Annotated in this window: 20 protein-coding genes; 6 read left to right on the forward strand and 14 right to left on the reverse strand. The window is 51.1% G+C overall.

Translation table 11 applies throughout. The annotated features are described in order from the left end of the window. Positions 1–50: 50 nt before the first annotated feature. The 4 genes from G434_RS16965 to yfbV all read right to left on the reverse strand — a co-directional run bounded on the left by G434_RS16965 (position 51) and on the right by yfbV (position 3663). Positions 51–1883, reverse strand: a complete 1833-nt coding sequence (locus G434_RS16965; RefSeq protein ID WP_001012889.1) for an SLC13 family permease — start codon at positions 1881–1883, stop codon at positions 51–53. An 86-nt stretch (positions 1884–1969) separates the two neighbouring features. Further along, the gene (gene hxpA / locus G434_RS16960; RefSeq protein WP_001203403.1) at positions 1970–2620 is read right to left on the reverse strand and encodes a hexitol phosphatase HxpA; all 651 of its coding nucleotides are present in this window, start codon (positions 2618–2620) and stop codon (positions 1970–1972) included. Positions 2621–2630: 10 nt separating this feature from the next. Continuing rightward, entirely contained in the window at positions 2631–3125 is a 495-nt protein-coding gene (locus G434_RS16955; protein ID WP_000426124.1) for a YfbU family protein, read from the reverse strand. A gap of 82 nt (positions 3126–3207) precedes the next feature. Then, positions 3208–3663 carry a terminus macrodomain insulation protein YfbV gene (gene yfbV / locus G434_RS16950; protein WP_000106627.1) on the reverse strand — a complete coding sequence of 152 codons (456 nt, stop codon included), beginning with the start codon at positions 3661–3663 and terminating at the stop codon, positions 3208–3210. 337 nt (positions 3664–4000) lie between these two features. On the opposite strand from yfbV, the gene ackA reads away from it, so the two are divergent. The 3 genes from ackA (at position 4001) to yfcC (ending at position 9132) form a co-directional block, all read left to right on the forward strand. Then, the gene (gene ackA, locus G434_RS16945) at positions 4001–5203 is read left to right on the forward strand and encodes an acetate kinase (protein WP_000095707.1); all 1203 of its coding nucleotides are present in this window, start codon (positions 4001–4003) and stop codon (positions 5201–5203) included. A 74-nt stretch (positions 5204–5277) separates the two neighbouring features. Further along, entirely contained in the window at positions 5278–7422 is a 2145-nt protein-coding gene (pta, locus tag G434_RS16940; protein ID WP_000086716.1) for a phosphate acetyltransferase, read from the forward strand. A gap of 189 nt (positions 7423–7611) precedes the next feature. Further along, the gene (gene yfcC / locus G434_RS16935; RefSeq protein ID WP_001274493.1) at positions 7612–9132 is read left to right on the forward strand and encodes a putative basic amino acid antiporter YfcC; all 1521 of its coding nucleotides are present in this window, start codon (positions 7612–7614) and stop codon (positions 9130–9132) included. A 32-nt stretch (positions 9133–9164) separates the two neighbouring features. Here the strand turns inward: yfcC and yfcD are convergent, their stop codons facing one another. Genes yfcD through yfcF form a run of 3 tightly spaced genes read right to left on the reverse strand, consistent with a single transcriptional unit; the run spans position 9165 to position 11016 of the window. Then, positions 9165–9707, reverse strand: a complete 543-nt coding sequence (gene yfcD, locus G434_RS16930; protein ID WP_000437935.1) for an NUDIX hydrolase YfcD — start codon at positions 9705–9707, stop codon at positions 9165–9167. Between the two features lie 57 nt (positions 9708–9764). Further along, a complete protein-coding gene (gene yfcE / locus G434_RS16925; protein ID WP_000772452.1) occupies positions 9765–10316 on the reverse strand; it encodes a phosphodiesterase in 552 nt (183 codons plus the stop codon). A gap of 55 nt (positions 10317–10371) precedes the next feature. Further along, a complete protein-coding gene (yfcF, locus tag G434_RS16920; protein ID WP_000042409.1) occupies positions 10372–11016 on the reverse strand; it encodes a glutathione transferase in 645 nt (214 codons plus the stop codon). A gap of 135 nt (positions 11017–11151) precedes the next feature. Between yfcF and yfcG the strand changes: the two genes are divergently transcribed. From yfcG to G434_RS16905, 3 genes are read left to right on the forward strand one after another with little or no spacing between them, the layout of a single operon-like run. After that, on the forward strand, positions 11152–11799 hold the full coding sequence (yfcG, locus tag G434_RS16915; RefSeq protein ID WP_000566486.1) for a GSH-dependent disulfide bond oxidoreductase: 648 nt from the start codon (positions 11152–11154) through the stop codon (positions 11797–11799). 56 nt (positions 11800–11855) lie between these two features. Next, positions 11856–12218, forward strand: coding sequence for a dihydroneopterin triphosphate 2'-epimerase (gene folX / locus G434_RS16910; RefSeq protein ID WP_000068457.1), 363 nt, complete (start codon positions 11856–11858; stop codon positions 12216–12218). Positions 12219–12238: 20 nt separating this feature from the next. Continuing rightward, positions 12239–13132, forward strand: a complete 894-nt coding sequence (locus G434_RS16905; RefSeq protein ID WP_001028321.1) for a TIGR01777 family oxidoreductase — start codon at positions 12239–12241, stop codon at positions 13130–13132. Positions 13133–13179: 47 nt separating this feature from the next. On the opposite strand, the gene rpnB is transcribed toward G434_RS16905, so the two are convergent. The 7 genes from rpnB to ubiX form a co-directional block, all read right to left on the reverse strand. Beyond that, a complete protein-coding gene (gene rpnB, locus G434_RS16900; protein WP_000156111.1) occupies positions 13180–14070 on the reverse strand; it encodes a recombination-promoting nuclease RpnB in 891 nt (296 codons plus the stop codon). 195 nt (positions 14071–14265) lie between these two features. Beyond that, positions 14266–15039: a histidine ABC transporter ATP-binding protein HisP gene (gene hisP, locus G434_RS16895; protein WP_001293612.1), complete on the reverse strand. Its 774-nt coding sequence runs from the start codon at positions 15037–15039 to the stop codon at positions 14266–14268. A gap of 7 nt (positions 15040–15046) precedes the next feature. Next, positions 15047–15763, reverse strand: coding sequence for an ABC transporter permease (locus G434_RS16890; RefSeq protein WP_000569963.1), 717 nt, complete (start codon positions 15761–15763; stop codon positions 15047–15049). Further along, positions 15760–16446: a histidine ABC transporter permease HisQ gene (hisQ, locus tag G434_RS16885; RefSeq protein ID WP_000965518.1), complete on the reverse strand. Its 687-nt coding sequence runs from the start codon at positions 16444–16446 to the stop codon at positions 15760–15762. Before hisQ ends, G434_RS16890 begins: the two co-directional genes overlap by 4 nt. An 89-nt stretch (positions 16447–16535) precedes the next feature. Next, positions 16536–17318, reverse strand: coding sequence for a histidine ABC transporter substrate-binding protein HisJ (gene hisJ / locus G434_RS16880; protein ID WP_000737631.1), 783 nt, complete (start codon positions 17316–17318; stop codon positions 16536–16538). 220 nt (positions 17319–17538) lie between these two features. Then, complete coding sequence (gene argT, locus G434_RS16875) at positions 17539–18321, reverse strand: lysine/arginine/ornithine ABC transporter substrate-binding protein ArgT (RefSeq protein WP_000748241.1); 783 nt, start codon at positions 18319–18321, stop codon at positions 17539–17541. 265 nt (positions 18322–18586) lie between these two features. Next, positions 18587–19156 carry a flavin prenyltransferase UbiX gene (ubiX, locus tag G434_RS16870; RefSeq protein WP_000825691.1) on the reverse strand — a complete coding sequence of 190 codons (570 nt, stop codon included), beginning with the start codon at positions 19154–19156 and terminating at the stop codon, positions 18587–18589. Position 19157 lies beyond the last annotated feature (1 nt).

A 19157-nucleotide genomic window follows, 5' to 3' on the forward strand; every position in this document is an offset into this window, starting at 1 on the left:
AGTCTGCGTCGCATCAGGCAATAAGCGCCGGATGCGACATCAGGCTCTTGTCAAAACGGAAACAGCATCGGGATCATCACCACACAAACCGCCATCACGATAATGGTGAACGGTACCCCCAACTTCACAAAGTCACTGAAGCTGTAATTTCCCGGACCTAAAACCAGTGTGTTAACAGGTGAAGAAACCGGCGTCATAAAGGCGGCGGATGCTGCCATCGCCACGACCATCGCAAATGGATAAGGCGACACACCCATCGTTTTGGCAGCAGCCAGCGCAATCGGAGCCATCAACACCGCCGTTGCGGTATTAGAGATAAATAGCCCAATAACCGCCGACAAGACAAACAAACAACCCAGCATCATATGTGGCCCGTAACCGCCGCCAATGTCCATCAGCCCTTTCACCGCCAGCGCGACACCTCCCGTTTTCTGTAATGCCACAGCAAACGGCATCATCCCAACGATCAAAATAATGCTCGGCCAGTGAATGGATTTATAGGCGCTTTCAGCATCGATACAACGGAATTTCCCCATCAGCAGGCAGGCGATGATAGCGGCAACAGGATTAGGAATTTCATCGGTCAGCATTAACGCCACCATTAGCACCAGACAGAAAATCGCATGGGGTGCCTGGCTGTGCGCGGGCGATGCTTCACTCACTTCTTCTGGTAAGTTCAGCGCCACAAAGTCACGCCCCTGTTTTGCCAGCATACCGATCAGTTTCCAGTTACCCACAACCAGGATGATATCGCCCAGCAGCAGAGGCTCATCCGCCAGCGAACCTTCCATCGCCTCGCCATTGCGCTTTAGCCCCACCACATTCAGTCCGTAGCGGGTACGAAAACCAATTTCGCGCACCGATTTACCAATAAGTTCAGACTCAGGAATTAATGAAATCTCTGCCATGCCCACATCAAGTGCCTGGTCAGAAAAATACTCGCCGCGTAGTACCATCGGCTCCAGCAACTGCTCACTACAAAATTGCCGGAGATCGACATCAGCCGCAGACATATCAATAAGCAAAACGTCACGCGCGCGAAATTCAGAAACCCCATTAACGTTCACGATAACACGACGAAAACGCCGCCAGCGTTCAACACCGATGACGTTAGCGCCATAACGCTCACGTAATTTGAGATCGTCCAGCCGTTGACCAATCATTGGCGATCCGGGGCGAATAGCCAGACGTCGCGCACGCCCGGTCAGTCGATATTCACGGATAAGATCGCGAAAGGTTCGACGCGTCCAGCCTTCGCGCTGCGGGGTCTGGGTATCCCCTTTCAGCATGAAACGCATCACTAACATATACAAAATACCCAGCACCAGCACGACCAGGCCAATAGGTGTTACGCTAAAGAAACTGAAGCCGTGATAGCCTTCACGCAGCAATTCACTGTTGACTACCAGGTTCGGCGGCGTCGCCACCAGCGTCATCATGCCGCTTATCAGCCCGGCAAAACTTAACGGCATCATCAGGCGCGACGGCGACGTTTGCATACGCATGGCAACGCTTAACACCACGGGAATAAAGATAGCGACAACGCCGGTTGAACTCATAAACGCGCCAAGCCCCGCGACGGTCAGCATCAACAAAACCAACATTTTGATTTCACTGTTGCCCGCCACTTTGACCAGCCATGTCCCCATTACAGTGGCAACACCGGTACGGACCAAACCATCGCCAATAATAAACAAGGCGGCAATCAGGACAACGTTAGGATCGGAAAAGCCGGAAAATACTTCGGGGACCGTCAGCGTTCCGCTTAATGCAAACGCGACAATAACAAACAAAGCGACCGCATCCATACGCACTCTGCCCGTCGCAAACAAGACGATGGCAACGGCCAGTAATGAAAGAACCCAAATCAATTCACCGTTCACAACTTATCCTTGTTAATTGAGGGGGATGACTTGATTCTGCCATAAAAAAGCCCCGACGAGACGGGGCTAAATCATGATCAGGTGTTTCACTGAATAATAACATCGCCATTTGGCTGTTTGGTCACAGTAATTTGCTCCAGACTGTGGAGGACCAAATCGACCTCATTCAGGCGCGGGGTATCTGCCGGAGCGTTAACCGCAATGACATGACAACCCGCCGCCAGGCCAGAAAGCACGCCAGCGGGAGCATCTTCCACCACCACACACTCCTGCGGCGCAAGCCCCAGCAGCTGCGCGCCTAACAGATACGCATCAGGTTCTGGTTTTCCGCGCTTCACTCGCTCAGCGGTTACAAACACCTCTGGTGCGGGAAGCCCAGCTACTTTATGGCGCGCTCGCGCTACCGGCATGGAGCCAGAAGTCACAATGGCCCACGGAATACCTGCTTTATTCAAATGATTGAGTAAGGCGATTGCCCCCGGAAGCGCGGTAATACCCTCGGTTTCCGTGGCCTCGATTTGCTCCAGACGCGTAAACTCGGCGGCAATATCAGCCTCGGATTTGCCCGCCATAAAATGGCGCAGAGAGGTGATCGCCTGTTTACCGTGAATAAAAGCCAGCACCTCTTCCGGCGCTAACCCATGACGTCTGGCCCAGTTGCTCCACGCCCGTTCTACCGCAGGCAGGGAATCCACCAGCGTTCCATCAAGATCAAACAGAAAACCTTTGCACCGCACGCGGGCCTCCTCAGGCGTTGATAATTTGATTAATTTCGTTGGCGCTCAAATGGTACTGACGCGGGCAGGCATGCCACACATTAAGCATGCGCTGATATTTTTCCCACATTGGCGTCTGGGCGTTAAAACCGTGAGTTCCGGCGTCAAAATGGGTATAGCGCCCTTCCACATTAACCATAAAGCGGACATAACCGAGGTAACGTGCTTCAGTGGCGGCGTCAAAGCCGAGGAAGGTGACACGACGTTCATCGATGGATTGCTGGTCCTGCAAATTAGACCAGGAAACATGCAACGCATGATACATCTCCATAATGTCGATGATAGTGCGGCAGGTTTCTTCTTTCAGCTCGCCAAACTCGCGATCCAGTTCACGCATCTGTAATCCATAACCACGCTCAATGATTGTTTGCAGGCGACGGTAACGTTCAGCATTTGCCGGATCGAGCATAGTCATCATCTTGTACTGGTTAGACAAAATAAGACGTTGCGCGTTGGTCATTTCCATTGTTGACTCCTGTATCACTCTACTACGGTGAAAAAAAAGAAGGCTGAGTATGCCTTCTTTTATATGCGTAATCAGGGGTCAATTACAAATCATCAAGGAAAGTTTTATCCAGTTGTTTGAAGGCGCGCTTAAGCGTGTCAGCTAATGCCTGGTAATCAGGCTTGCCTTCAACGGGTGCCAACACCTGTCCAGACTCCTGCAATTTACCGCGAACTTCATAAAACCAGTTGAGGATAGCAGGGGGTAATGGCGTTACAGAACGTTTGCCCAGCCACCACAATCCCTGCATGGGTAAACTTAAGGCGAACAGCGCAGTGGCAACTGCCGGCCCAAGCTGACCGCCCAGGGCAATCTGCCAGCAGAGAGTAAATACGGCGATCGGCGGCATAAAACGGATCGCATAACGCGTCATCTTGATAACGCGATTTTCGACAAAGACCGGGGCAAGGCGTTTTTCCAGCGGCCACGTCTTTGAGTAATGCTGTCCCCGGCGAAACAAGCTAAAAAAATTAACAGAACGATTATCCGGCGTTGACATGCTTCACCTCAACTTCACATATAAAGATTCAAAAATTTGTGCAAATTCACAACTCAGCGGGACAACGTTCAAAACATTTTGTCTTCCATACCCACTATCAGGTATCCTTTAGCAGCCTGAAGGCCTAAGTAGTACATATTCATTGAGTCGTCAAATTCATATACATTATGCCATTGGCTGAAAATTACGCAAAATGGCATAGACTCAAGATATTTCTTCCATCATGCAAAAAAAATTTGCAGTGCATGATGTTAATCATAAATGTCGGTGTCATCATGCGCTACGCTCTATGGCTCCCTGACGTTTTTTTAGCCACGTATCAATTATAGGTACTTCCATGTCGAGTAAGTTAGTACTGGTTCTGAACTGCGGTAGTTCTTCACTGAAATTTGCCATCATCGATGCAGTAAATGGTGAAGAGTACCTTTCTGGTTTAGCCGAATGTTTCCACCTGCCCGAAGCACGTATCAAATGGAAAATGGACGGCAATAAACAGGAAGCGGCTTTAGGTGCAGGCGCCGCTCACAGCGAAGCGCTCAACTTTATCGTTAATACTATTCTGGCACAAAAACCAGAACTGTCTGCGCAGCTGACTGCTATCGGTCACCGTATCGTACACGGCGGCGAAAAGTATACCAGCTCCGTAGTGATCGATGAGTCTGTTATTCAGGGTATCAAAGATGCAGCTTCTTTTGCACCGCTGCACAACCCGGCTCACCTGATCGGTATCGAAGAAGCTCTGAAATCTTTCCCACAGCTGAAAGACAAAAACGTTGCTGTATTTGACACCGCGTTCCACCAGACTATGCCGGAAGAGTCTTACCTCTACGCCCTGCCGTACAACCTGTACAAAGAGCACGGCATCCGTCGTTACGGCGCGCACGGCACCAGCCACTTCTATGTAACCCAGGAAGCGGCAAAAATGCTGAACAAACCGGTAGAAGAACTGAACATCATCACCTGCCACCTGGGCAACGGTGGTTCCGTTTCTGCTATCCGCAACGGTAAATGCGTTGACACCTCTATGGGCCTGACCCCGCTGGAAGGTCTGGTCATGGGTACCCGTTCTGGTGATATCGATCCGGCGATCATCTTCCACCTGCACGACACCCTGGGCATGAGCGTTGACGCAATCAACAAACTGCTGACCAAAGAGTCTGGCCTGCTGGGTCTGACCGAAGTGACCAGCGACTGCCGCTATGTTGAAGACAACTACGCGACGAAAGAAGACGCGAAGCGCGCAATGGACGTTTACTGCCACCGCCTGGCGAAATACATCGGTGCCTACACTGCGCTGATGGATGGTCGTCTGGACGCTGTTGTATTCACCGGTGGTATCGGTGAAAATGCCGCGATGGTTCGTGAGCTGTCTCTGGGCAAACTGGGCGTGCTGGGCTTTGAAGTTGATCATGAACGCAACCTGGCTGCACGTTTCGGCAAATCTGGTTTCATCAACAAAGAAGGTACCCGTCCTGCGGTGGTTATCCCAACCAACGAAGAACTGGTTATCGCGCAAGACGCGAGCCGCCTGACTGCCTGATTTCACACCGCCAGCTCAGCTGGCGGTGCTGTTTTGTAACCCGCCAAATCGGCGGTAACGAAAGAGGATAAACCGTGTCCCGTATTATTATGCTGATCCCTACCGGAACCAGCGTCGGTCTGACTAGCGTCAGCCTTGGCGTGATCCGTGCAATGGAACGCAAAGGCGTTCGTCTGAGCGTTTTCAAACCTATCGCTCAGCCGCGTACCGGTGGCGATGCGCCCGATCAGACTACGACTATCGTGCGTGCGAACTCTTCCACCACGACGGCCGCTGAACCGCTGAAAATGAGCTACGTTGAAGGTCTGCTTTCCAGCAATCAGAAAGATGTGCTGATGGAAGAGATCGTCGCGAACTACCACGCTAACACCAAAGACGCTGAAGTCGTTCTGGTTGAAGGTCTGGTCCCGACACGTAAACACCAGTTTGCCCAGTCTCTGAACTACGAAATCGCTAAAACGCTGAATGCGGAAATCGTCTTCGTTATGTCTCAGGGCACTGACACCCCGGAACAGCTGAAAGAGCGTATCGAACTGACCCGCAACAGCTTCGGCGGTGCCAAAAACACCAACATCACCGGCGTTATCGTTAACAAACTGAACGCACCGGTTGATGAACAGGGTCGTACTCGCCCGGATCTGTCCGAGATTTTCGACGACTCTTCCAAAGCTAAAGTAAACAATGTTGATCCGGCGAAGCTGCAAGAATCCAGCCCGCTGCCGGTTCTCGGCGCGGTGCCGTGGAGCTTTGACCTGATCGCGACTCGTGCGATCGATATGGCTCGCCACCTGAATGCGACCATCATCAACGAAGGCGACATCAATACTCGCCGCGTTAAATCCGTCACTTTCTGCGCACGCAGCATTCCGCACATGCTGGAGCACTTCCGTGCCGGTTCTCTGCTGGTGACTTCCGCAGACCGTCCTGACGTGCTGGTTGCCGCTTGCCTGGCTGCCATGAACGGCGTAGAAATCGGTGCCCTGCTGCTGACTGGCGGCTACGAAATGGACGCGCGCATTTCTAAACTGTGCGAACGTGCTTTCGCTACCGGCCTGCCGGTATTTATGGTGAACACCAACACCTGGCAGACTTCTCTGAGCCTGCAGAGCTTCAACCTGGAAGTTCCGGTTGACGATCACGAGCGTATCGAGAAAGTTCAGGAATACGTTGCTAACTACATCAACGCTGACTGGATCGATTCTCTGACTGCCACTTCTGAGCGCAGCCGTCGTCTGTCTCCGCCAGCGTTCCGTTATCAGCTGACTGAACTTGCGCGCAAAGCGGGCAAACGTATCGTTCTGCCGGAAGGTGACGAACCGCGTACCGTTAAAGCAGCCGCTATCTGTGCTGAACGTGGTATCGCAACTTGCGTACTGCTGGGTAATCCGGCAGAGATCAACCGTGTTGCAGCGTCTCAGGGTGTAGAACTGGGTGCAGGCATTGAAATCGTTGATCCAGAAGTGGTTCGCGAAAGCTATGTTGGTCGTCTGGTCGAACTGCGTAAGAACAAAGGCATGACCGAAACCGTTGCCCGCGAACAGCTGGAAGACAACGTGGTTCTCGGTACGCTGATGCTGGAACAGGATGAAGTTGATGGTCTGGTTTCCGGTGCTGTTCACACCACCGCAAACACCATCCGTCCGCCGCTGCAGCTGATCAAAACGGCTCCGGGCAGCTCCCTGGTATCTTCCGTGTTCTTCATGCTGCTGCCGGAACAGGTTTACGTTTACGGTGACTGTGCGATCAACCCGGATCCGACCGCAGAACAGCTGGCAGAAATCGCGATTCAGTCCGCAGATTCCGCTGCGGCCTTCGGTATCGAACCGCGCGTTGCTATGCTCTCCTACTCCACCGGGACTTCTGGTGCTGGTAGCGACGTAGAAAAAGTTCGCGAAGCAACTCGTCTGGCGCAGGAAAAACGTCCTGACCTGATGATCGACGGTCCGCTGCAGTACGACGCTGCGGTAATGGCTGACGTTGCGAAATCCAAAGCGCCGAACTCTCCGGTTGCAGGTCGCGCTACCGTGTTCATCTTCCCGGATCTGAACACCGGTAACACCACCTACAAAGCGGTACAGCGTTCTGCCGACCTGATCTCCATCGGGCCGATGCTGCAGGGTATGCGCAAGCCGGTTAACGACCTGTCCCGTGGCGCACTGGTTGACGATATCGTCTACACCATCGCGCTGACTGCGATTCAGTCTGCACAGCAGCAGTAATCTCGTCATCATCCGCAGCTTTGCGCTGCGGATATCGGAACCGGAAATAGTGACTATTTCCGGTTTTTTATTCTCTTAATTTGCATTAATCCTTTCTGATTATCTTGCTTAACTGCGCTGCATCAATGAATTGCGCCATCTCACTTTGCATACTTACCACTTTGTTTTGTGCAAGGGAATATTTGCGCTATGTCCGCAATCACTGAATCCAAACCAACCAGAAGATGGGCAATGCCCGATACGTTGGTGATTATCTTTTTTGTTGCCATTTTAACCAGTCTTGCCACCTGGGTAGTTCCGGTGGGCATGTTTGACAGTCAGGAAGTGCAGTATCAGGTTGATGGTCAAACAAAAACACGAAAAGTCGTAGATCCACACTCATTTCGCATTCTGACTAACGAAGCAGGCGAACCTGAGTATCACCGCGTACAGCTGTTTACGACGGGCGATGAACGCCCGGGCCTGATGAACTTCCCGTTTGAAGGGTTAACCTCAGGATCGAAATACGGGACAGCCGTTGGCATCATCATGTTTATGCTGGTGATTGGCGGCGCGTTTGGCATTGTGATGCGAACAGGAACCATTGATAACGGTATTCTGGCGCTTATTCGCCATACCCGCGGAAATGAAATTCTCTTTATTCCTGCGCTGTTTATTCTGTTTTCACTTGGCGGCGCGGTATTTGGTATGGGAGAAGAGGCCGTCGCCTTTGCCATTATCATCGCACCGCTAATGGTCCGGCTGGGCTATGACAGTATTACCACCGTCCTGGTGACCTATATTGCCACGCAAATCGGTTTTGCCAGTTCGTGGATGAACCCGTTTTGTGTGGTCGTTGCTCAGGGGATTGCCGGCGTTCCGGTGCTTTCTGGCTCCGGATTGCGCATCGTGGTGTGGGTTATCGCCACTCTGATTGGCCTGATCTTTACCATGGTGTACGCCTCACGAGTGAAAAAGAATCCTCTTCTGTCACGCGTGCATGAGTCCGACCGCTTCTTTCGTGAAAAGCAGGCGGATGTTGAACAACGTCCGTTTACCTTTGGTGACTGGCTGGTATTGATTGTCCTGACCGCCGTAATGGTCTGGGTGATTTGGGGCGTGATCGTTAATGCCTGGTTTATTCCAGAAATTGCCAGCCAGTTCTTCACCATGGGTCTGGTGATTGGCATCATCGGCGTTGTTTTCCGCCTTAACGGCATGACGGTTAATACCATGGCTTCATCCTTTACCGAAGGGGCGCGAATGATGATCGCCCCTGCCCTGCTGGTGGGTTTCGCCAAAGGGATTTTGCTGCTGGTCGGTAATGGTGAAGCGGGTGATGCCAGCGTGTTAAATACCATCCTCAACAGCATTGCCAATGCCATTAGCGGTCTGGACAATGCGGTCGCGGCCTGGTTTATGTTGCTCTTCCAGGCAGTATTTAATTTCTTCGTGACGTCCGGTTCTGGTCAGGCGGCGTTAACCATGCCGTTACTGGCACCGCTTGGCGATCTGGTCGGTGTTAACCGTCAGGTTACCGTGCTGGCGTTCCAGTTTGGTGATGGCTTCAGCCACATCATTTACCCGACCTCAGCTTCGTTAATGGCGACGCTCGGTGTGTGCCGGGTGGACTTCCGTAACTGGCTGAAGGTGGGCGCGACCCTGCTTGGACTGCTGTTTATTATGTCCAGCGTCGTAGTGATCGGCGCTCAGTTGATGGGCTACCACTAAAAATGTTAAGAGCCGCAATTGCGGCTCTTTTTTCATTCTGCCGTTTCAGTCTCTACGGCTTCATTTTTGGCATTGCGCTTCATCCACAACGCCAGCGCTTTCAGCGAGTCTGGAGTGAACTCATCGCAGCGTGCGGTGATTTCTTCCGGCGTCAGCCAGCAAACTTCACTGACTTCATCTTCCTGTAGGGCGAAGGGACCGTGAGAGACGCAACTGAACAACGCGCCCCAGACACGGCAATTTTTATCTTCGAAATAGAACTGCCCGTGCTCGGCAAAGGGGACACCGGCAATGCCCAACTCTTCTTCCGCTTCGCGACGCGCGGATTCCAGCAGTTGCTCATCGGCCTGGACCACACCGCCTGCGGTCGCATCTAACATGCCGGGTAAAAAGTCTTTTGTCTCGGTACGACGCTGGACCAGAATTTTGCCCATGCCATCATGCACGACGATGTAAGTTGCACGATGACGCAGACACTGTGCCCGCATTTGTTCCCGGCTGGCTTGTGCAATGACTTCGTTCTCTTCATTGACAATATCCACCCATTCAGTACTTGCCAAACGACGCTGTTCCATTATCAGGAAACCTTCTTTTTCTGGCGCTCTTACGGCGCATTTTGAGTTGTGGGTAAATTACGGATTAATCGCGACCTGCGCAATGATACTTTGATCATTGAGTGCGATTACACTAAGTACGTCATTATCCAGCATGCCATAACTCGCCGGATTACCGCCTTTAGGAATACTCACCGAGCCGGGGTTGAAGTGGAAAATCTCCCCCCGCTGTTCTGCCACTGGCAGATGGGTATGACCGTACACCAGCACATCGTTCTGGTTTAAAGCAGGTAGGTTTTCCGGGCCAAAAAGATGACCATGCGTCAAAAACAGACGTTGTTTTTCCAGTAATACCTGTTGCCACGGCGCGGTTATCGGGAAATGCAAAAGCATTTGATCCACTTCGCTGTCGCAGTTGCCGCGCACAGCGATAACCTTATGTGCCACTTCATTAAGCCGTTCAGCGACTTTGGCTGGCGCGTAACCCTCCGGTAAAGCATTACGCGGGCCGTGATTCAACACGTCGCCAAGGATCACCAGCCACTGGGCACCGCTTTGGGCAAACAACTCCAGAACACGTTCCGTCGCCGGTAACGACCCATGAATGTCCGATGCAAACATCAGTTTCATCACTCACTCCTCGTCGAAAAAACGTAAGCTATGATACTGGATTCTGTCGTTGCTATCAGCCAGATTGCTTCGCCGAAAGTGCAATAAAACGCTGGACAGACGCTCGCTGCCACTGGAATGTCGCATAATCCACCAGGCGTTCCGGCACCTCATCGCCATGTAGTACCAGGCGGTTAATCATTAGCGCCAGATCAGTATCAGCAATGCACCATTCACCAAATAAATTCGGCTGACCCAGTGCTAACAAATGTTCTGCCATCGCGAACAGTTTCTCTGCACTGGCTTTTCCCTCCGCCGTTAATGGCGCTTTTTTCGCACCCGCAAAGACAACATCCGTTGGACGTTCTTCGCGGATGGGCATCAGATCGCTACGCAGCCAGGCCTGAATCTGTCGTGCACGCGCACGATTTTCTAAATCAAGCGGATAAATGCGTTCCCAGGTCGGTGGCGCAAATCGATCTTCCAGATACTCCGCAATGGCAGAAGATTCACTCAACTCAAAATCATCAATTTGTAATAACGGCACACGGCGTGTCTGACCGTAACCTTGCCACGTCGGCTGCAAATGTTCACCGCTGTCGAGGTCGATGGTCTTGATATGAAACGACAGGCCTTTTTCCTGCAACGCCACCCAGGCGGATAACACATAAGGGGAGAAAAAATGGGCATCTGACCAAAACGTGATAGCGGGTTTACTCATTATGTCCTCGGCAATAAAGGGGGCTGGCTATCAAACTATAGAGCCTTTTTGTCACTGTCACGTGACGAATACTCACGCAAGTCGCCGCGCTTTCTATACTTGTGGTGTTCAGATGATTAGACAACCGGAGCTGCAATGATCGATCTCTATTTCGCCCCGACACCAAATGGTCACAAAATTACGCTGTTTCTCGAAGAAGCAGGGCTGGATTATCGCTTGATTAAGGTAGACCTGGGGAAAGGCGGTCAGTTTCGCCCGGAATTTTTGCACATTTCGCCTAACAACAAAATTCCGGCAATTGTTGATCATTCTCCAGCCGATGGCGGCGAACCGCTAAGCCTCTTTGAGTCTGGTGCCATTTTGTTGTATCTGGCTGAGAAAACAGGACTCTTTTTGAGTCATGAAACGCGTGAGCGCGCCGCCACATTACAGTGGTTATTCTGGCAGGTAGGCGGACTGGGGCCGATGCTTGGGCAGAATCATCATTTTAATCACGCTGCCCCCCAAACCATTCCTTACGCTATTGAACGTTATCAGGTTGAAACTCAGCGTCTGTACCATGTACTGAACAAGCGGCTGGAATACTCGCCCTGGCTGGGAGGTGAGAACTACAGCATTGCGGATATTGCCTGCTGGCCGTGGGTTAATGCCTGGACTCGCCAGCGAATTGACCTTGCAATGTATCCGGCAGTCAAGAACTGGCATGAGCGGATCCGTTCGCGCCCTGCCACCGGTCAGGCACTGCTAAAAGCACAACTCGGTGATGAGCGTTCGGATAGTTAACAGAAACAGGTTCTCGTGTATTATTTCATTCTAAGTAAAACAACGGAGAACCTGCAATGGCACAACCTGCCGCTATTATTCGTATAAAGAACCTTCGTTTACGTACGTTTATCGGAATTAAGGAAGAAGAAATTAACAACCGTCAGGATATTGTTATCAATGTGACGATCCACTACCCCGCCGATAAAGCGCGCACTAGCGAAGATATCAACGATGCGCTGAATTATCGCACCGTAACGAAAAACATTATTCAGCATGTAGAGAATAACCGTTTCTCTTTGCTGGAAAAATTAACTCAGGATGTGCTCGATATCGCACGTGAACATCACTGGGTGACGTATGCTGAAGTGGAGATCGATAAACTGCACGCGCTGCGCTACGCTGATTCGGTATCCATGACCTTAAGCTGGCAGCGTTAACCGCCATATCGGGAGGCTGCATGAACATAGTGATCACCGGAGGGACGGGATTAATTGGTCGCCATTTGATTCCACGTTTGCTGGAGCTGGGCCATCAAATCACGGTAATGACGCGTAACCCGCAGAAAGCCAGTTCTGTTCTCGGCCCTCGGGTGACACTATGGCAAGGGCTTGCCGATCAAAGCAACCTCAACGGCGTTGATGCGGTAATCAACCTGGCCGGAGAACCGATTGCTGATAAACGCTGGACTCACGAGCAAAAAGAGCGTCTCTGCCAAAGCCGCTGGAATATCACGCAAAAACTGGTCGATTTGATTAATGCCAGCGACACGCCACCGTCGGTACTCATTTCCGGCTCGGCAACAGGCTATTATGGCGACTTAGGTGAAGTGGTGGTTACCGAAGAGGAACCGCCGCATAACGAATTTACCCATAAACTCTGCGCCCGCTGGGAAGAAATTGCCTGCCGGGCGCAAAGTGACAAAACGCGAGTGTGCCTGCTGCGTACCGGTGTAGTGCTGGCACCGGATGGCGGTATTCTCGGTAAAATGCTGCCGCCGTTTCGTCTTGGCCTGGGCGGGCCGATTGGCTCTAGTCGGCAGTATCTGGCCTGGATTCATATTGATGATATGGTCAACGGTATTCTCTGGCTGCTGGATAACGAGCTGCGCGGGCCATTTAATATGGTTTCGCCCTACCCGGTACGCAATGAACAATTTGCCCATGCGCTCGGTCATGCGCTGCATCGCCCGGCCATTTTGCGCGTCCCCGCGACCGTCATTCGACTGTTAATGGGCGAATCTTCAGTACTGGTATTAGGTGGACAACGCGCGCTGCCTAAACGGCTGGAAGAAGCGGGTTTTGCGTTTCGCTGGTACGATTTAGAAGAGGCGCTGGCGGATGTCGTTCGCTGATGTGGTTTACAGCAAACATCCGCCAGTTAACTCCCGGTGTTACAGGATTAGTGGCTTTGCGCGATAAGATCGTCTGGTGAAAGTCGGGTCACCATCATAACTAACTCTCTGTCTAAACCTCTATCCAGCATCTCCTGAGCAATACGCAGGGCTTCTTCGTGTTTGCCCTGCATTGCGCCTTCTTCACGTAATCTGTCAGCAATGGTCATCAGTTTCTCCTTTTCTTGTGGTGCGCGTTCCGCTATCTCACCAATAAATGCACGAAAACGCTGGGCATCCCCTGTTTGTAATACGTAATTAAACAGGGCTTTTAGCTGTCTGTCATTAGTGTTCCCTGTAACTAGCAGCGAAACAATTTGGTCGACTAATCCCAACAGATCGCGCTGACGAATATGTTTCTGAATTAACTCCAACAGCGCCATTTTGCGGTGTTGCATAATCTCGTCATCCGGCACCACGGTAATATCCACCAACGGAAACGCTGATGAATATATTTTGCGGGCTATAGCAGGCTCGGCAAATTCATCAAGCCAGCAGAGTGAATAAGGATAAGGACTTCTGCAACCATGATAAAACAGCATCGGGATCACCAATGGAAGCTCTTTATAGCCCGCATCAAGATGGTTTTGCATTGCCGCAATGGAATAACGCATCATGCGAAAAGCCATTAATTCTTCCGGCTTACTTTGGTGCTCTATCACTACATAAATATAACCCACTCCCTCCTGCGTTTTCACAGACCACAAGAGGTCGGAATAATATTGCCGCAGGTCGTCATCAATAAAACTGTTTGGTTCCAGTTTAAGCGTCGTTAAATCACACAGTTTGCGCAGCGGCGCGGGAAGATGAATATCAATAAAATCCCGCGCGGTGTCTGGATGGCGTAAAAAAGATTTAAATACCGCATCATGCGGCGTGGAAGTTGTCGATATTGTCATGGCGTTCCGTCACCCCTCAAATTTAAGATGACGCGACAATAACCACGATTTACACCCAATGCAGCAGGCAGTTTTTATCTTTGGACAGCGAATTCAGAAGTATTTTTAGCGGACTGCAACTTTTACATTTCAGCGGAAGCGGACTCGCAAATTCCCCATGAAATACTCCGGCAGCGTTAGCCACCGGAGAGGAAATTATTTCAGCGAACCTTTAAGGAACTGTTGCAGACGAGGGCTTTGCGGGTTACCAAATAACTGTTCTGGCGCGCCCTCTTCTTCTATTTTCCCCTGATGGAGGAAAATGACGTGAGTAGAAACATGGCGAGCAAAGCCCATTTCGTGAGTCACTACCACCATGGTTTTCCCCTCTTCTGCCAATTGCTGCATAATACGTAACACTTCGCCTACCAGTTCAGGATCGAGCGCAGAGGTAGGTTCATCAAATAGTAAAACTTCCGGTTCCATTGCCAGCGCCCTTGCGATGGAAACACGCTGTTGCTGACCGCCGGAAAGATGCACCGGATATTTCCCCTGCGCACGTTCGTCTATCCCAACTTTTGCCAGATACTTCACCGCCCGCTCGCGCGCTTCCTGCTTGCTCAGGCCCAACACCTGAATCGGCGCTTCCATGACGTTTTCCAGCACCGTCATATGGCTCCAGAGATTGAAGTGCTGGAATACCATCGTCAGGCGTGTGCGCAGTAAGCGCAGCTGATTTTTATCGGCGACTTTGAGTTGACCGTCTTTGTCGCGCACCAGATTGATCGTCTGGCCGTTAACCACGATCGATCCTTCGCTCGGTTTTTCGAGGAAGTTAATGCAGCGCAGAAAGGTACTTTTCCCCGATCCCGACGATCCGATGATGCTTATGACATCTCCGGCATTCGCTTGCAGTGAGACCCCTTTCAGCACTTCGTGTTCGCCGTAGCGTTTGTGCAAATCGATAACGTTTAATTTATTCTCGGACATCGTATTCTCAGTGCGTTGAAGAAGGTTTCACATGCTGCAACCAGCGTTTTTCCGCTCTGCGAAAGAGGCTGATCAGGACATAAGAGATGATTAAATAGAGCACCGCGGCAATGCCGAAGGCGGTAAAAGGTTGATACGTGGCGGCGTTAATATCGCGGGCTATTTTCAGCAGATCCGGCACAGTAGCGGTGAAAGCCAGCGCAGTAGAGTGCAGCATCAGGATCACTTCGTTGCTGTAGGCCGGTAACGCAATACGCAGCGCCGATGGCAAAATAATGCAGCGATACATTTTAAAGGTCGAGAAGCCATAGGCTCTGGCGGCTTCGATTTCCCCATGCGGCACTGAACGGATCGCTCCGGCAAAAATCTCGGTAGTGTAAGCGCAGGTGTTGAGCGTCAGCGCCAGCACGGTACAGTTCAGGCCACTGCGAAAAAAGGCGTTAAGGAACTCGGTTCCCTTAACAATTTCCAGCGTGTACATGCCGGAATAGAACACCAGCAACTGAACATACAGCGGCGTACCGCGAAAAATATAGGTAAATAACCAGATTGGAAACTGGATGTATTTATTACTTGAGACGCGACCAATCGCCAGAAACAGCGCCATGACTCCGCCTATCACTACCGACAAAATCAGCAGCCACAAGGTGATCGCCACGCCAGTAAAGCGATAACCGTCAGTCCACAGCAGCGGTTTCCAGTATTCATGTAAGATTTCGATCACAGGTCAGCCCTCTTCACACCCACGGAGTAGCGGCGCTCAAGGAACAGCAGCACACCATTGGAAACGGTGGTGAAAACCAGGTAAATCACGCCACAAACGATGGCGAAATAGAACGGTTCCCAGGTACTTTTGCCTGCCAGCTGCGTGGCTTTGACCACATCTTCCAGGCCAAGTAACGAAACGAGTGCGGTAGATTTGAGGATCACCTGCCAGTTGTTGCCAATGCCTGGCAGGGCGTAACGCATCATCGCCGGAAACATGATCCGCCGAAACACTTGCCCACGAGTGAAACCGAACGCCGTCGCCGCCTCTATATGTCCTTTCGGCACTGCCATAAAAGCGCCACGGAACGTTTCGGTAAAATAAGCACCGTAGATAAAACCGAGAGTAATAATACCAGCGACCATCGGATCGATATCAATCTGCCCGACGCCCATCGCCTCCGTCACCGTGTTTAGTGCAATCTGCAAACCGTAGAAAATTAGCAGCATCAACACCAAGTCCGGCACGCCTCGAATCAGCGTGGTGTACCCTTCGAAAATCAGCCCCGAAAGCCGATTTTGCGAGAGCTTACCGCCAGCGCCAATTAAACCGATGATTACAGCGAGCACTACAGAGCTGATCGCCAGCTCCAGCGTGACGAGCGCACCCTGTAAAATAACACCTGAAAACCCATACAACATGCTGCCTGTCCTGTCGTGTGTGGTGAATTACCGCCTCTTGTCTCCCTCCGGTTACCCGAAGGGAGCGGGCTTTCTTTCACCGATGGCGATTAACCACCATAAACATCAAAATCGAAGTACTTTTTCGCTAATTTCTCGTAAGTACCGTCAGCGCGCATTTCGGCAAAGGCTTTGTTCAGTGCCTCGCGCAGTTCGTTATCTTCTTTACGCAGGCCCATGCCGGTCCCTACGCCAAACAGTTTTTCATCTTTAACAGACGGACCACCGAATTTGTAATCTTTACCGACGGGTTGTTTGAGGAAACCTTCGCTGGCAGCGACCTCATCCTGGAACGCGGCATCAATACGTCCGGCAGTCAGGTCAGAATAAATGTTGTCCTGCCCCTGATACGAGACGATTTCAATGCCTTTTGGTGCCCAGTGTTCGTTACCGAACGTCTCCTGGGTGGTGCCCTGCAATACGCCTACCCGCTTGCCTTTCAGCGACTCGACTGTCGGCTGAATGTCAGAATTTTTCGCCACCACCAGACGAGAATCGGCAGCGTACAGTTTGTCGGTGAAGGCTATTTCTTGCTGACGTTTTTCCGTAATGGAAAGCGATGACATGATGGCGTCAATCTTCTTCGCTTTTAAGGACGGGATTAACGCATCCAGTGGGTTTTCGACAAACGTACATTGCGTATTGATGCGTTTGCACAACTCCTTCGCCAGATCGATATCGAAGCCAACCAGTTCGCCTTGTGAATTTTTTGATTCAAATGGCGCATAGGTCGGGTCGGTACCGATGCGGATGTTTTGCGGAATCGCAGCAAACGCCACAGTTGCGCTGGAGAAGGCCAGAACCAGAGAGAGCGATAGCACCAGTTTTTTCATAATGTCCTCAACTGACAGTCTTTTTATAGGGAATATTTACAGGTTTGTTACACTTATCGTGCCATAAAATTGACCATCAAGGCAAAATATCCCGCCCCGTTAGACGTATTATTTTTCATTAAAAATGCTTAAGTATGCATTTCAATGCACCACGATAGTGCAACAAACCTGGCGTGCACCATGATGATCATTCCATCAGGTACAGCTTCCCTGCGACGTATCAGTCACCGTAGACATTAAAGTCAAAATACTTTTTCGCCATCTTGTCGTAGGTGCCGTCCTGACGCAGCTCACCAAGCGCCTTATTGAAGGCAGCCGTCAGTTCAGCATCATCTTTACGTAGCCCTACACCGGTGCCGTCACCGAAGTATTTTTTGTCTTTCACTGATGAGCCAGCAAAGGCGAAATCTTTACCAGCAGGTTGCTTGAGGAATCCTTCACTGGCAGCAACTTCATCTTGTAACGCAGCATCCAGACGTCCTGCAGCCAGATCGGAATAAACCAAATCCTGGTTGGCATAGGCCACCACATCCACGCCTTTGCTACGCCAGGTCTCGTTAGCGTATGCTTCCTGGGTTGATCCCTGCAGCACACCAACATGTTTACCTTTCAGTGAATCCACCGTTGGCTGAATCGGTGAACCTTTGGCGGCAATCAAACGAGAATCTGCGGCGTACAACTTGTCGGAGAAAGCAATCTCCTGCTGACGTTTATCGGTAATGGAGAGCGACGAAATAATGGCGTCGATTTTTTTCGCTTTCAGTGAGGGGATCAGCGCGTCAAAGTCACTGGCAACCCAGGTACATTTCACCTGCATCCGTTTGCACATCTCGTTACCGAGATCGATATCAAAGCCAACAAAGTCACCTTTGGCATCTTTCGATGAGAACGGCGCATAGGTGGTATCGGTTCCGATACGTACCGTCTCCGGTAGCGCCGCATAGCAGGAAGCCGCTGCGGAGAGACCGACTAACAAAGACAGAGCGAGAATCGACTTCTTCATACATAACCCTCAAGTGAAAATGGCTTTTTTATGTTGTGTATTGTGTTGTGTGTTTGCAGGCTCTTTCATGCAGGTCTTATGCCATCTTTACGACAACAGTAACATTCAACGTTAAATATGTTAACAAGACGTTGCATTATTGTCCTAAAGTTGAAGATAGCAGGTATAGCGGTTGAATCGCAGCGTTTCGATTGAATGGCAGAAACAAAATGTCGAGGATTTGATCGCGGTTGCAAAATTGCCCTGAAACAGGGCAACAATGAGGTTATGCGCCCTGCCAGCGGGCAAAGAGATCTTCAGGAAGCGTTATGGCGAATTGATCGAGTACACGGTTAACCGTCTGATTTATCACATCATCAAGGGATTGCGGGCGATGATAAAACGCCGGAACGGGAGGCATAATCACCGCACCGATTTCTGCTGCCTGCGTCATTAAACGCAGATGGCCTAAGTGCAATGGTGTTTCACGTACGCAGAGCACCAACGGGCGACGCTCTTTCAGCACAACATCTGCCGCACGGGTCAGTAAGCCATCAGTATAGCTATGGACAATGCCGGACAGGGTTTTGATTGAACAGGGTAAAATCACCATCCCCAGTGTCTGGAAAGAACCGGAAGAAATGCTGGCAGCAATATCGCGCGCATCGTGCGTCACATCGGCTAATGCCTGCACTTCGCGCAGGGAAAAATCCGTTTCGAGGGATAAGGTCTGGCGCGCGGCCTGGCTCATCACCAGATGCGTTTCAACATCTGCGACATCGCGCAGAACCTGTAATAAGCGCACGCCATAAATCGCGCCGCTGGCACCGCTGATGCCTACAATGAGTCGTTTCATA

The organism is Escherichia sp. KTE172, from assembly GCF_000408845.1.
Lineage (GTDB): Bacteria > Pseudomonadota > Gammaproteobacteria > Enterobacterales > Enterobacteriaceae > Escherichia > Escherichia coli.

Excerpts from the sequence above, each read along its gene's own strand:
- G434_RS16955 (WP_000426124.1), bottom strand. The coding sequence starts at position 3,125 with ATGGAAATGACCAACGCGCAACGTCTTATTTTGTCTAACCAGTACAAG.
- yfbV (WP_000106627.1), bottom strand. The coding sequence starts at position 3,663 with ATGTCAACGCCGGATAATCGTTCTGTTAATTTTTTTAGCTTGTTTCGC.
- ackA (WP_000095707.1), top strand. The coding sequence starts at position 4,001 with ATGTCGAGTAAGTTAGTACTGGTTCTGAACTGCGGTAGTTCTTCACTG.
- yfcC (WP_001274493.1), top strand. The coding sequence starts at position 7,612 with ATGTCCGCAATCACTGAATCCAAACCAACCAGAAGATGGGCAATGCCC.
- yfcD (WP_000437935.1), bottom strand. The coding sequence starts at position 9,707 with ATGGAACAGCGTCGTTTGGCAAGTACTGAATGGGTGGATATTGTCAAT.
- yfcE (WP_000772452.1), bottom strand. The coding sequence starts at position 10,316 with ATGAAACTGATGTTTGCATCGGACATTCATGGGTCGTTACCGGCGACG.
- yfcF (WP_000042409.1), bottom strand. The coding sequence starts at position 11,016 with ATGAGTAAACCCGCTATCACGTTTTGGTCAGATGCCCATTTTTTCTCC.
- yfcG (WP_000566486.1), top strand. The coding sequence starts at position 11,152 with ATGATCGATCTCTATTTCGCCCCGACACCAAATGGTCACAAAATTACG.
- folX (WP_000068457.1), top strand. The coding sequence starts at position 11,856 with ATGGCACAACCTGCCGCTATTATTCGTATAAAGAACCTTCGTTTACGT.
- G434_RS16905 (WP_001028321.1), top strand. The coding sequence starts at position 12,239 with ATGAACATAGTGATCACCGGAGGGACGGGATTAATTGGTCGCCATTTG.
- rpnB (WP_000156111.1), bottom strand. The coding sequence starts at position 14,070 with ATGACAATATCGACAACTTCCACGCCGCATGATGCGGTATTTAAATCT.
- hisP (WP_001293612.1), bottom strand. The coding sequence starts at position 15,039 with ATGTCCGAGAATAAATTAAACGTTATCGATTTGCACAAACGCTACGGC.
- hisQ (WP_000965518.1), bottom strand. The coding sequence starts at position 16,446 with ATGTTGTATGGGTTTTCAGGTGTTATTTTACAGGGTGCGCTCGTCACG.
- hisJ (WP_000737631.1), bottom strand. The coding sequence starts at position 17,318 with ATGAAAAAACTGGTGCTATCGCTCTCTCTGGTTCTGGCCTTCTCCAGC.
- argT (WP_000748241.1), bottom strand. The coding sequence starts at position 18,321 with ATGAAGAAGTCGATTCTCGCTCTGTCTTTGTTAGTCGGTCTCTCCGCA.
- ubiX (WP_000825691.1), bottom strand. The coding sequence starts at position 19,156 with ATGAAACGACTCATTGTAGGCATCAGCGGTGCCAGCGGCGCGATTTAT.